Genomic DNA, 12,309 nt, shown 5'->3' on the forward strand with positions numbered 1-12,309 from the left:
CATTTGTCGCATTTTAAAAATAGATTTAAACATGATTACAGGAAATTATCCAAATTTAAGGCTTAGACGCAGTCGTAAAAACGATTGGTCTAGAAGGTTAATTCAAGAAAATAGCCTTTCATCTAGTGATTTTATATTACCTATATTCTTAATTGATGGAAAAAATATAAAACAATCCATTAAAACAATGCCTGATGTTTATAGGTACACAATAGATAAACTTGGAATTATTATTGATAAAGCAATCAAGAATAAAATACCTATGGTTGCATTATTCCCAAATACAAACAAAACAAAAAAAAATCATATTGGAACTGAGGCATTAAATGAGGACAATCTTGTTTGTAAAGCCATTCGATATATTAAAAAAAGATATAAAAATGAAATTGGTATTATGTGTGATGTAGCTTTAGATCCTTATACTTCTCATGGTCATGATGGTTTAATAAAATCAGGTTACGTATTAAATGACGAAACTATCGAAGTCTTAATAAACCAATCATTGTTACAAGCAGAAATTGGTTGTGATGTTTTGGCTCCATCAGACATGATGGATGGAAGAATTGGTAAAATAAGAAAAGCCTTAGATAAAGAAGGTCACGAAATGGTTCAACTACTTTCTTATGCAGTAAAATATGCATCAAGTTTTTATGGTCCATTCAGAGATGCTGTTGGTTCAAAAGGTTTATTAAAGGGCGATAAGAAAAATTACCAAATGGACTTTAGAAACAGTGATGAAGCGATAAGAGAGGTAGCTCTGGATATTAAAGAAGGAGCTGATATGGTTATGGTTAAACCTGGCATGCCTTATCTAGACATAATTAAAGTAGTTAAAGATAATTTTAAAATTCCTGTTCTGGCCTATCAAGTCTCAGGTGAATACAGTCTATTAAGTAATAGTATTAAAAAAGGGCTGATAGATAAAAACTCAGTATTAGAGAGTTTGATTTCATTTAAAAGAGCTGGGGCAAACGCTATAGTAAGCTATTACGCTGATAGAATTAATGATTTAATTAAATAATTATTTTAAAAGATTAATAAAATGAGTCCTAGAAGTTGGAAGGTTTAGATTATTTGGCTTTAAAATACTTTTTTCAAGGTAATCACTAACAAGTTTTAAACCTTTGAGTAAATTTTTTAAATTAACATCTAGATTGCTTTCATCAATTAAAAAATTTGGAATACTTTTTTTCTCAGTTGAGGATTTAACAAAATAATTGATTTCACTATCAACAATCTCTTTTTCAACCATATTTTTTAATTCTAAATCATATCCTAATAATTTTAAAAGTTCTAACTCCCAGAAAATATATTTTTGTATCCAGTTATCATAAATTAATATTTCAAAAAATTTATCAATTAATTTAAAAATTTCTTTATTAGACTGAGCTTCAGCAGTAAGAAGCTTTATAAGATGCATTGCTGAGGTAATACATGATAGTTTTTGATTTTCGTCAAAATAAAGTGGAGTTAAGGCTTTTAGAATTTCTATTTTAAAATAACCAATTCTAGTAACACTTTTAGAATTATAGTTTACATAAATTTTATTACCAATTTGTAAATAGTTTTTGATTTTCTTTGATGTACCACCAAAAATTATCCCTGAAATTTTTCCATGGTTTTCTGTAAAAACTTCAGCAATTATTGAATTTTCACTGTATCTATTTTTGGAAACTAAATAAGCGCTATCATCCCAATTCATTTTTTAAAAACATCCTCAATACATAAAGAAGCAGCATTCTGTTCTGCGTCTTTTTTAGAAGATCCCTCTGCTACGAAAAATTTAGTATTTTTTAATTTAACAGCAACATTAAAGAGTGGTTTATGTCGAGGACCAGTATTAGATATTAGCTTATAAATAGGCAAGACTTTAAAAATTTTAAGCGAGTACTCTTGGAGTTTTGTCTTTGCATCAATTTGGGTTACAACACTCGCTGTAATATGCTCACTCCATAAATTGAGAATAAATTTTTCAGTAAAATTTAAACCTTTGTCAAGATAGATCGCTCCAATTAAAGCCTCTAAACAGTCCGCTACTATTTTATCTTCAATTTCAATTTTTTTATTCTTAGGGTTTAAAACTAAAATATATTTTTCTAATTCAATTTTTTTAGCAATTTCTAGACATTTCTTTTTATTTACTAATGAGGCAAATTTTTTATCTAGCACCCCTTCTCTTTCTTCTGGATAAAGTTCTAATAATTTTTTTGCAATAATAAGACCTAAAACTCTATCTCCTAAAAATTCAATTTTTTCATTATTGTTTATTGAATCAAAACTTTTGTGTGTTAAGCTTTTTATGAAAATTTTTTGATCTGAAAACTTTAGTTTTAATTTTTTTTCTAATGTTTTGGGATTAATTTTCATTAAATAATTTTCTTAAAAAACCTATCAAATCTAATTGTTTTATGCCATTTCCAAAAAGAAAAAATACTTCCAATTCTAAAATCAGATGAAAAAAAAATAAATTGGGCTTTGCCAACTAAATTATCTTCATGAACATAACCGACACTAGTCAGGTATCTGCTATCTTTAGAGCAGTCTCTGTTGTCACCTAAAAAAAAGTAGTGTTTAGAAGGAACTATAAAGTTATCAGAATTTTGAAAACTATAACTTTTTAAATATACACTATTATGTGTTTTGCCATTTGGAAGTTTTTCCTCAAATGTATTGACATCTATAGTTTGATTTCCACAATAGATTTTATCATTTTGGGAAATTCTAGATTTGAATATTTGATTATTGTTTACAAATAGATCTCCGTTAATGAATTGAATATTATCACCTGGTAGACCAATTAATCTTTTAATATAATCAGTCCTATTATCAGCTGGTGTTTTAAAAACAATAACATCACCAACCTTAGGTTTCTTAGAAAATACCCTCCCATTTATTATTGATGGGCTAAAAGGCAAAGAGTGCTTGCTGTAACCATAAGAATACTTTGTAACAAACAATCTATCGCCAATTAAAAGTGTTGGTTCCATTGATGACGAGGGAATATAGAAAGGTTGAATAAAAAGAGATCTGATAACAATAGCTATTACTAAAGCGTAAAAAATTGTCTTAACATTATCAATTATAATATTTTTAGTTATCATTTTTTTTGTAAAATCACGTAAGCTATAGAATATTTTTTTTCATCTGAAATTGACAGAAAGAAATCAAAAGACGATATCTTAAATTGTTTTTTAACAATTTTTTTAATTTTATCTGTGACTACAAATGAAGGTTTACCTAATTTATCGTTAATTATAGTTATGTCTTTAAAATTCAAATTATCTCTAAAACCTGTTCCAATTGCTTTAGAAAACGCTTCTTTGGCAGCAAATCTTTTAGAATAATAAGATTTTTTATTTGTTATTTTTTTAGCTATCAATATTTCTGAGCTAGAAAAAACTCTTTTAATAAAACTAATATTTTTTAAAGATTTATGTATTCTAATATTTTCTATTATATCAACACCGATACCAAGAATTTTCATATCTATTTATTGGTTATTTTTTTAAATGCCTTAATAGTGTTTTCTAAACCATGAGTGAGTGACTCACCAATTATAAAATGACCAATATTAAATTCAGTAATTTCTTTAATTTTACTTAGTATGGCAGTAGTTTTATAGTCAAGACCATGGCCTGCATGAACCTCAATTCCAAGCTGAACACCAAGTTCTGAACATTTCTTAATTTTTAGATATTCATTTTTATAATTTTTATTTTCTTTTACTAAATTAGAAATTTTCCCAGTATGTAATTCAACACAAGAAGAATTTAATTCTTTTGCAATTTTTATATCTTTTAACGTTGGGTCAACAAATAAACTTGTTCTAATATTTTTTTTATTAAATAGTAATATTATTTCTTTTATTTTTTTTTTATTTTTTATTAAGTTTAATCCACCTTCTGTTGTTACTTCTTTTCTTTTTTCTGGAACTATGCAAATAAAATTAGGTTTATTTTTTAATGCTATATTTATTATTTTTTTGTTTAATGAAATTTCTAAATTAGTGATTATTTTTTTATTTTTACAAATTTTAATAACATCAATATCTTTTATATGTCTTCTGTCTTCTCTCAAATGTATAGTTACTGAATGAGCTCCACATTTAGTTACATGCTTAGCAATGGTTAATGGATCAGGGTGAAACGATCCTCTTGCATTTCTTATTGTAGCAACATGATCAATATTAATACCTAGTCTTTTCATTTAATAAATCTACTTCCAGGAACTGTAATCGGAGTATTTTTAAGACTTTCTGGAAGGCTATTTTTCTTAAATGTCGGAACGTCTATCTTCATATGTGAAATAATATTCTTTTTAATCTTTAGTGAGTTCTTGGTTGATCTATCGATAATCGAAGCAAAGCCAATAAGTTTTGCACCTGGTTTTGTAATCAACTTAACACATTCTAAGCTTGATTTACCTGTTGTTATAACATCTTCAATTATTAAAACTTTTGATCCTTTTTTTATATGAAACCCACGTCTTAAGGCAAATTTACCATTAACTCTTTCACAGAATATTGTCTCTTTTTTTAGAAGTTTACCAATTTCATAACCAATAATAACGCCTCCCATTGCAGGGGCTAAAATCAAATCTATAGATTTAAATTTTTTTTTAATTTTTTTTGCTAATGAATTACAAATATCCTTAGCTAAATGTGGAAAGCTTAAAAGTTTAGCACACTGAATATATTTAGGTGAATGCAACCCCGAAGAAAGAATAAAATGACCTTCTAAAAGTGCGTTAGTTTTTTTTAAAATATTTAAAGATTTTTCGTGTGAAAGCATTACGTTCCTTTAACCAGTTATCCTCATGTCTAATGATTTTAAATTTTATTTCCTTTTGTTTTAACTCACTGATAAAATTTGTAAAGTTCTTCAAGTCTTTTATAATTAGATTAAATTTAAAATTAATATATTCTTTAGACTTTTCTTTCATTTCAACACTCGAGATGTTTAAACTATGGCTACCAAGCAAAGTTGTTATCTCTCCTAGCTTTCCTGGCTTATCAGGCAAAGAAATCCATAGCGTAGTATTGTATTTTTTAATTCTTTGAGCCTTCTCTTCTCCTTTTTTATACCAATACTTTCTAATTGCTGATCTTGCTTTTCCAGTTTTTGTAACAGGTATCCAGTGCAATGAAGGTGATTTATTTTTAGAGGTGATAATATCCACAACATCTCCATTATAAAGTATACTTTGTAACTCACTATCGTTACCATTAATCTTACAAGCTACAGTGCTATTACCTATTTTGGTATGCACAGCATAAGCAAAATCAATTGGTGTCGCGTCCTTTGGTAATTTAATTACAGATCCTTTTGGAGTAAAACAAAAAACATTTTCCTGAAACATTTGTAGTTTGGTATACTCATAAGAGTGTTCTGGATTTTCATTCTTATCAATAATCTCAACTAAATCAGCAAGCCAATCATATTCTTTCCAGGTTAATGAATTAAATTTTTCAGAAGATTTATATTTCCAATGTGATGCTATGCCTCTTTCTGCATACTCGTGCATTTGCAATGTTCTGAGCTGTATTTCAATTGGCCTTCTATTGGGTCCTATAATTGAAGTATGCAATGATTGATATTTATTAATCTTAGGCGACGAGATATAATCTTTAAATTTTCCAGGTATACAATTCCACTCTTTGTGAAATATACCAAGAGCTTTATAGCAGTCTTCAATGTTATCAAGTATTATTCTAAATCCAATGATATCTGAAATTTGTTCTAGTGATATTCTTTTTTTTTGAACTTTTCTCCAAATAGAGAAAGGAGTTTTTTCTCTGCCAATAATTTCAGCATTTATTTTGTGTTCATTTAACAATCCACTAAATTGCAATGAAATTGAGTTAAAGCTATTTACTTTATCATCTTTAATTTCATCTAACCTTTTTTTTATAAGCTCTCTTGCGTTATTATTTAGAACTTTAAAAGATAAATCTTCTAGTTCATCTCTAATTCTATGCATCCCCATTCTGTCTGCTAATGGTGCATAAATTTCCATAGTTTCTTTTGCGATACGTTCTTTTTTTTCAATTTTTGAAATTGCATCGATAGTCCTCATGTTGTGTAATCGATCAGCAATTTTAACAAGAAGAACCCTAATATCTTTTGATGTTGCTAAAATTAATTTTCTAAAATTTTCAGCTTTTGATGTTGATGTGGCTTGATTTTCAAAAACTGATATTTTGGTTACACCGTCAACTAAATCAGCAACCTCTTGCCCAAACTCATTCTTTATAGTTTCGTAAGTAGCGTGTGTATCTTCAATAGTATCATGAAGTAGTCCTGTTGCTATAGTTGCACTATCTAGCTTTAGTTCTGTTAATATATTAGCTACAGCAATAGGGTGAATTGAGTATGGATCGCCAGAAGTCACGTTTTTGATTTTTATGTGCTCTAATGGCAAAATTATAAGCTTTATTTAATTTTTCTGGATTTAAAAACTTATTATAAACTTTGACTTTATTTATTAACTCTTCTGAATTAAGCATTTTTAACTATAACATCAATTTATATTTGTTTGATAGATCTTAAATCTTTAATTGGTAAAGAATTAATTAAATTAACTATATTAATCTTAGATTCTGGATGTTTCCAACTCCTATCTATTTCAAATAATGGCAACAAAACAAAATTTCTCTTAGTCATCTTTGGATGGGGGGTTGTTAGTTTATTGCTGTTTATGTTCAAAATTTTTTTATCATAATCAATTATATCAATATCGCATGTTCGTGGATCGTTTTTTTTTGATCTAACCCTGCCTAATTTTAATTCAATAAGGTTACAAATTTTTAATAATTCTAACGGTTCTAAGATTGTCTCAATTTTTATAACAATATTTATAAAATTTGGCATTAAAGGGTTTGGCCAAGATTTTGATGAATAATGAGATGATACTTTTGTTATCTTAATTTTATTTTTTTCTAATTCAGACATGGTCATATGAATGTTGGTAATTTTATTACCTAAATTCGATCCTATTGCTAAATATGATTGTTTAACTTGATTTTCTAATGTGTCTTGCTTTTTCACGATTCCAGTCTCTATTTTTTTTAGTAGCTCTTTTATCAAATTGTTTTTTACCTTTTGCTACTGCTATTTCTATTTTAGCTTTACCCTTTTTAAAATACATCTTTGTTGGAACAAGAGTAAAACCATCTCTCTGCATTTTACCAATTAATTTGTTAATTTCTTTTTTATTTAACAACAACTTTCGTTCATCAGTTGGATTATGATTCGAATAACTGGCTTGTTTAAAGGCTGCAATATGAGAATTAATCAAAACTATTTCACCTTCTTTCTCTACAGCATAAGAGTCTGCAATATTCACCTTTCCCTCTCTAATGGATTTAATTTCTGATCCTTTAAGAACTATTCCTGCTTCAATTAAGTCTTCAAAAAAAAAGTTAAAACTTGCTTTTCTATTTAAGCAAATAATTTTTAAACCAGAATTGGCTTTCTTGTTCATTAGAGTAGATTAGCTGATACTAAAGCTTTTTTAACAATATCCTTGGCTGGGTCTGTAACCTTGACCAAAGGTAATCTAACATCATCATCGCAAAGACCCAAAAGTTTTGCAGCATACTTAACGGGGCTTGGGTTGCTTTCTACAAACATGGAGTTATGAACGGGTTGTAAAATTTTATCTAGTCTGATCGCTTCAAGCTTGCTCTCATCATTTTCTATTTTTGAGGCTTTCTGAAAATCAGAACATAACTTAGGAGCAATATTTGCAGTTACACTTATAGATCCAATACCACCTCTGTTATTAAATTCTAAAGCGTTATCGTCATTACCTGTCAGCTGAATAAAATCAGTTCCCATTTTATCTTTTTGTTGATTAACTCTATCTAAATCACCAGTAGCATCTTTAACTCCGACAATATTTTTCAATTCAAATAATCTAGCCATTGTATCAACAGTCATATCAATTACAGATCTTCCAGGAATATTGTAAATTATAATTGGTATCCCACATTTGTCGTTTATTGCTTTATAATGCTGATATAATCCTTCTTGAGTTGGCTTGTTATAATATGGGGTTACTATTAGAGCCGCATCCGCACCTGCTTTTTCAGCATGTGTTGTCAGAGAGATTGCCTCTTTAGTTGAATTAGAACCAGTGCCAGCAATAACTATAGTTTTTCCATCACTTTCTTTAACACATAAATCTATTACTTTTTGATGTTCATCGTGGCTTAATGTTGGCGATTCACCCGTTGTACCAGCAGGCACCAAACCGTTAGTACCATTTGATATTTGAAAATGAATAAGCTTAATATAAGCCTCTACATCAAGCTCATTATTCTTGAACGGGGTTATTAAAGCAACATTTGATCCTTTGAACATAAATACTTATAACATAGTTTAAAGATTCATTTAGTAAATTTATGCCCAGAAAGATATTTTTTTTTATAAAATCACTATTATTAAGTTCGATAATAATAGGAAATGTATTTGCTGCTGAAATATCAATAATTCCTTTAAAAAAACCTTTTTTAAATGAAGAGGCTCAGAGTGCAAAAATATCACAAGGGATACTTAAACCCAAACCTAAACCATCCAAAAAAAAAGAGGAACCCAAAACTACAATAGTCAAAAAAGATTTAAAAAAAATTAATTTTCTTATTCCTAAAAGTAAACCTTTAGTTGTTAAAAAGAGCAAACCGGTAGTCAAGAATAAGTCAAAATACTACAGTCAAAAAGATTATGGAATTGCAAAAAAATCTATTGAAGCAATGCAAAAAAGTCAGTGGTCAACAGCACTATCGCGGTCTAAAAAAGCTAAGGACAAATCTATATATAATTTTATTCAATGGAGACATTTACTAACTACAGGCAATCAAGCAAGTTTTTATGACTATTTAACATTTATAAAAAATAATGAAAACTATCCAAGAATAAGTAGAATTCAGTATTTAGCTGAACACAAACTTTCAACAAATAAGATCTCACCAAATAAGATCATAGGTTGGTTTAATTCTGAGGAACCATTAAGTGGTTATGGAAAACTAATACTTGGAGAAAGCTTTATATTAACAGGTGATATCACCAAGGGTACCTCTCTAATTAAAGATGGCTGGATAACTGCAGATCTAAATAGGTCTAATATGAAATTTTTTAGGAAAAAATATAAAAAATATTTAGATGCAAATGATTACATTAAACGTGCAGATTATTTAGCTTGGGAAGGTAAATCTTGGGATTTAAAAAGAATGTTAAGATATTTACCTAAAGACTATGAGTTGCTTTATACAGCTAGACAAATTTTAATGAGCAAGTCTTATGGTGTTGATAATGCAATCAAAAATGTTCCAACAAAACTTAAAAATGATGCTGGACTAAATTACGATCGACTTAAATGGAGAAGAAAAAGAGGAAGAGTTGACGACTCTTTAGAGATTATATTTAAAGTTCCAAATAATAAAGATTATTTAGTTAGACCAGACAAGTGGTGGAAAGAAAGAGCAATAATGACACGAGCTCTTATTTATAAGAAGAAATATGAGTCAGCTTATAAAGTTGCGAGCAAACATTCTTTGGACATAGGCTCAGAATATGCAGATGCTGAATGGATGAGTGGATGGATTGCATTAAGCTTTTTAGATGATCCTATTTTAGCAATAGACCATTTTAATAATTTTTATCAAAATGTGAGTTACCCAATTAGTTTATCTCGTGGCGCTTATTGGCTTGGAAGATCTTATGAAAAAATTGGTGATAAAGCCCAATCTAAACAATGGTATGAAGAAGCAACCAAATATTTATCAACATATTATGGTCAACTAGCATTTCTAAGAATTAGACCTAATGAAACATTTGAGTTAGATGAGCAAGCTATTGTACCTGACGCTTATAGAAAATATTTTTATAAAAAAGAATTAGTAAAAATTGTTCATCTTTTAGATGAGCTAAATAAGGATAGATATACAAAAAATATATTAAGACACTTAGCTAATGATAATATTAAAGGTGGAAGTGAAATTTTAGCAGCCGAACTTGCAACTAATATATCAAGATATGATTTTGCAATACAAGTTTCTAAGATTGCATCTTATCAAAAAAGATTTCACAATAATTTTAACTATCCAATAATAAGTACACCTGAATACGTTAATGGAAGAAAAATACCAGAAACTGCTTTTATTCTTTCTCTTATTCGTCAAGAAAGTGAATTTGATATGAGAGCAAACAGTCATGTTGGTGCTCAGGGATTAATGCAATTAATGCCTTACACTGCTAAGCTGGTTGCCAAACAAGCAAAGTTACCCTATTCAAAATCAAGATTAACATCTGATCCTGAATACAATATTAACCTAGGGTCTCATTATATAGCTGGTTTAATTTTACAATATGATGGGGCTTATCCTTTTGCTGCAGCTGCTTATAACGCTGGTCCAAAAAGAGTTAAATATTGGAAAAAGATAAATAAAGACCCACAAAAAAAACAAGTTGATTTTGTAGATTGGGTTGAATTAATTAAATTTAAAGAGACAAGAAATTATGTTCAGCGTGTTATGGAAAACTATAATGTGTATAGATATATCTTGGAAAAAAAGCCTATTAAAATGAAGAACTTTTTTAAAGATCACCCTTTATTTTAATGGCGGAAGAGGAGGGATTCGAACCCTCGGTACAAGTTTCCCCGCACGGTCATTTAGCAAACGACTGGTTTCAGCCTCTCACCCACTCTTCCACTGCGACATTGATATAACCGATTGTATTGAATATTCAATATTTATAAAGTAATTCTTGAATAATATTATGAAAAATAAGTATTCAATATTCTCATTAGTCAAAAATGCTTTTTCTTATCATGAAAATTGGCAAAAAGCCTGGAAAGATCCCACTATAAAAAAAGAATATGATGCAGTTATTATTGGTGGTGGTGGTCATGGTTTAGCAACTGCGTATTATTTAGCAAAAAAACATAATATGAAAAATATTGCTGTTGTAGAAAAAGGCTGGATTGGTGGCGGTAATACAGGAAGAAATACTACAATTATACGATCCAATTATTTATGGGATGCTAGCGCTGGTCTTTATGATCATGCATTAAAATTGTGGGAAGGTTTATCTCAAGAAATAAATTACAATGTAATGTTTAGTCAAAGAGGTGTGATGAATCTTGCGCATAACTTACAAGACGTTAGGGATTTAAAAAGAAGAACACATGCTAATAGATTAAATGGCATAGATGCAGTTTACTTAAGTACAGAAGATGTTAAAAAATTCTGTCCTATCATTAATACTTCACAAGATATTCGATATCCCGTACTAGGTGGAACTTTACAACGAAGAGCTGGTACAGCAAGACATGATGCTGTCGCTTGGGGATATGCTAGAGGTGCAGATGAAATGGGAGTAGATATAATTCAAAATTGTGAAGTTAAAGGAATTAAAAGAAACGGTGATGAGGTAGAGGGTATTGAAACAACAAGAGGTTTTATAAAAACTAAAAAAGTTGGAGTAGTTGCCGCCGGTCATTCAAGTGTGTTAGCTAATATGGCAGGCTTAAGATTGCCGTTAGAAAGTAAACCTCTTCAAGCTCTAGTTTCAGAGCCAGTTAAACCAATTATTGATACAGTGGTAATGTCTAACGCTGTTCATGCTTATGTTAGTCAGTCTGACAAAGGTGAACTTGTAATAGGTGCTGGTACTGATGATTATATTTCTTATTCACAAAAAGGTAGTCATGATATTGTGGAGGGTACATTGAATGCAATCCTAGAACTTTATCCAATTTTTAGTAGAATGAGAATGCTTCGACAATGGGGTGGAATTGTTGATATCTGTCCAGATGCTAGTCCTATTATTAGTAAAACGACTGTAAAGGGTTTGTACTTTAATTGTGGTTGGGGAACTGGTGGATTTAAAGCAACACCTGGATCGGGTGATTTATTCGCTCACACAATAGCAAATGATGAACCACATAAATTAAATGCAGCATTTAATTTAAATAGATTTATTAGTGGAGACCTTGTTGATGAACATGGTGCAGCGGCGGTAGCTCACTAATGTTTTTAATTACCTGTCCTTTTTGTGGTGAACGTGAACAAAGTGAATTTAAAGCTGGGGGTGAAGCTCATATTGAAAGACCTAAACAACCCACAGAATTGAGTGATGATGAATGGGCAGAATATTTATTTATGAGAAAAAACATTAAAGGTATTCAATATGAAAGATGGAACCATGCTCACGGTTGTAGAAAATGGTTCAACATGGTTAGGGATACTTCAAATGACAAAATTAAAGCTGTATATAAAATGGGTGAAAAACCTCCTGTAAAATAATT

General features: G+C 29.4%; 13 protein-coding genes, 1 tRNA gene and 1 pseudogene. 4 read left to right on the top strand and 11 right to left on the bottom strand.

Annotated elements, in window-relative coordinates; all coding sequences use genetic code 11:
- The first annotated feature begins 31 nt into the window (after positions 1–31).
- The gene (gene hemB / locus ABXT53_RS03565; protein WP_415291268.1) at positions 32–1,021 is read left to right on the top strand and encodes a porphobilinogen synthase; all 990 of its coding nucleotides are present in this window, start codon (positions 32–34) and stop codon (positions 1,019–1,021) included.
- Here the strand turns inward: hemB and recO are convergent, their stop codons facing one another.
- The 10 genes and pseudogenes from recO to dapA form a co-directional block, all read right to left on the bottom strand.
- Positions 1,022–1,702 carry a DNA repair protein RecO gene (gene recO / locus ABXT53_RS03570; protein WP_415291269.1) on the bottom strand — a complete coding sequence of 227 codons (681 nt, stop codon included), beginning with the start codon at positions 1,700–1,702 and terminating at the stop codon, positions 1,022–1,024.
- Positions 1,699–2,367, bottom strand: a complete 669-nt coding sequence (gene rnc, locus ABXT53_RS03575) for a ribonuclease III (RefSeq protein WP_415291271.1) — start codon at positions 2,365–2,367, stop codon at positions 1,699–1,701. The genes recO and rnc overlap by 4 nt, the downstream gene beginning before the upstream one ends.
- Positions 2,367–3,101: a signal peptidase I gene (gene lepB / locus ABXT53_RS03580; RefSeq protein WP_415291272.1), complete on the bottom strand. Its 735-nt coding sequence runs from the start codon at positions 3,099–3,101 to the stop codon at positions 2,367–2,369. The genes rnc and lepB overlap by 1 nt, the downstream gene beginning before the upstream one ends.
- Positions 3,098–3,484: a holo-ACP synthase gene (gene acpS / locus ABXT53_RS03585; protein ID WP_415291273.1), complete on the bottom strand. Its 387-nt coding sequence runs from the start codon at positions 3,482–3,484 to the stop codon at positions 3,098–3,100. The genes lepB and acpS overlap by 4 nt, the downstream gene beginning before the upstream one ends.
- Positions 3,485–3,486: 2 nt before the next feature.
- On the bottom strand, positions 3,487–4,206 hold the full coding sequence (locus ABXT53_RS03590; protein WP_415291274.1) for a pyridoxine 5'-phosphate synthase: 720 nt from the start codon (positions 4,204–4,206) through the stop codon (positions 3,487–3,489).
- On the bottom strand, positions 4,203–4,790 hold the full coding sequence (gene pyrE / locus ABXT53_RS03595) for an orotate phosphoribosyltransferase (RefSeq protein ID WP_415291276.1): 588 nt from the start codon (positions 4,788–4,790) through the stop codon (positions 4,203–4,205). Before pyrE ends, ABXT53_RS03590 begins: the two co-directional genes overlap by 4 nt.
- A pseudogene (locus tag ABXT53_RS03600) lies at positions 4,747–6,505 on the bottom strand (bifunctional (p)ppGpp synthetase/guanosine-3',5'-bis(diphosphate) 3'-pyrophosphohydrolase). Before ABXT53_RS03600 ends, pyrE begins: the two are co-directional and overlap by 44 nt.
- 19 nt (positions 6,506–6,524) lie before the next feature.
- Complete coding sequence (gene folK, locus ABXT53_RS03605; RefSeq protein WP_415291277.1) at positions 6,525–7,046, bottom strand: 2-amino-4-hydroxy-6-hydroxymethyldihydropteridine diphosphokinase; 522 nt, start codon at positions 7,044–7,046, stop codon at positions 6,525–6,527.
- Positions 7,012–7,482 (bottom strand): SsrA-binding protein SmpB, encoded by a 471-nt coding sequence (smpB, locus tag ABXT53_RS03610; RefSeq protein WP_168606216.1) that lies wholly within the window; start codon positions 7,480–7,482, stop codon positions 7,012–7,014. The genes folK and smpB overlap by 35 nt, the downstream gene beginning before the upstream one ends.
- Entirely contained in the window at positions 7,482–8,363 is an 882-nt protein-coding gene (gene dapA, locus ABXT53_RS03615; RefSeq protein ID WP_415291278.1) for a 4-hydroxy-tetrahydrodipicolinate synthase, read from the bottom strand. The genes smpB and dapA overlap by 1 nt, the downstream gene beginning before the upstream one ends.
- 41 nt (positions 8,364–8,404) lie before the next feature.
- Between dapA and ABXT53_RS03620 the strand changes: the two genes are divergently transcribed.
- Entirely contained in the window at positions 8,405–10,618 is a 2,214-nt protein-coding gene (locus ABXT53_RS03620; RefSeq protein WP_415291279.1) for a lytic transglycosylase domain-containing protein, read from the top strand.
- Here the strand turns inward: ABXT53_RS03620 and ABXT53_RS03625 are convergent.
- Positions 10,619–10,710: transfer RNA gene (locus tag ABXT53_RS03625), tRNA-Ser, on the bottom strand.
- Positions 10,711–10,778: 68 nt separating this feature from the next.
- Here ABXT53_RS03625 and ABXT53_RS03630 point away from each other — a divergent pair.
- Both ABXT53_RS03630 and ABXT53_RS03635 read left to right on the top strand, forming a co-directional pair.
- Complete coding sequence (locus ABXT53_RS03630; RefSeq protein ID WP_415291280.1) at positions 10,779–12,032, top strand: sarcosine oxidase subunit beta family protein; 1,254 nt, start codon at positions 10,779–10,781, stop codon at positions 12,030–12,032.
- Positions 12,032–12,307: a sarcosine oxidase subunit delta gene (locus ABXT53_RS03635; protein ID WP_415291281.1), complete on the top strand. Its 276-nt coding sequence runs from the start codon at positions 12,032–12,034 to the stop codon at positions 12,305–12,307. Before ABXT53_RS03630 ends, ABXT53_RS03635 begins: the two co-directional genes overlap by 1 nt.
- Positions 12,308–12,309 lie beyond the last annotated feature (2 nt).

The organism is Candidatus Pelagibacter sp. Uisw_136, assembly GCF_047720275.1.
GTDB lineage: Bacteria > Pseudomonadota > Alphaproteobacteria > Pelagibacterales > Pelagibacteraceae > Pelagibacter.

Coding starts and splice junctions, on each gene's coding strand:
- hemB (WP_415291268.1), top strand. CDS start 32: ATGATTACAGGAAATTATCCAAATTTAAGGCTTAGACGCAGTCGTAAA.
- recO (WP_415291269.1), bottom strand. CDS start 1,702: ATGAATTGGGATGATAGCGCTTATTTAGTTTCCAAAAATAGATACAGT.
- rnc (WP_415291271.1), bottom strand. CDS start 2,367: ATGAAAATTAATCCCAAAACATTAGAAAAAAAATTAAAACTAAAGTTT.
- lepB (WP_415291272.1), bottom strand. CDS start 3,101: ATGATAACTAAAAATATTATAATTGATAATGTTAAGACAATTTTTTAC.
- acpS (WP_415291273.1), bottom strand. CDS start 3,484: ATGAAAATTCTTGGTATCGGTGTTGATATAATAGAAAATATTAGAATA.
- ABXT53_RS03590 (WP_415291274.1), bottom strand. CDS start 4,206: ATGAAAAGACTAGGTATTAATATTGATCATGTTGCTACAATAAGAAAT.
- pyrE (WP_415291276.1), bottom strand. CDS start 4,790: ATGCTTTCACACGAAAAATCTTTAAATATTTTAAAAAAAACTAACGCA.
- smpB (WP_168606216.1), bottom strand. CDS start 7,482: ATGAACAAGAAAGCCAATTCTGGTTTAAAAATTATTTGCTTAAATAGA.
- dapA (WP_415291278.1), bottom strand. CDS start 8,363: ATGTTCAAAGGATCAAATGTTGCTTTAATAACCCCGTTCAAGAATAAT.
- ABXT53_RS03620 (WP_415291279.1), top strand. CDS start 8,405: ATGCCCAGAAAGATATTTTTTTTTATAAAATCACTATTATTAAGTTCG.
- ABXT53_RS03630 (WP_415291280.1), top strand. CDS start 10,779: ATGAAAAATAAGTATTCAATATTCTCATTAGTCAAAAATGCTTTTTCT.
- ABXT53_RS03635 (WP_415291281.1), top strand. CDS start 12,032: ATGTTTTTAATTACCTGTCCTTTTTGTGGTGAACGTGAACAAAGTGAA.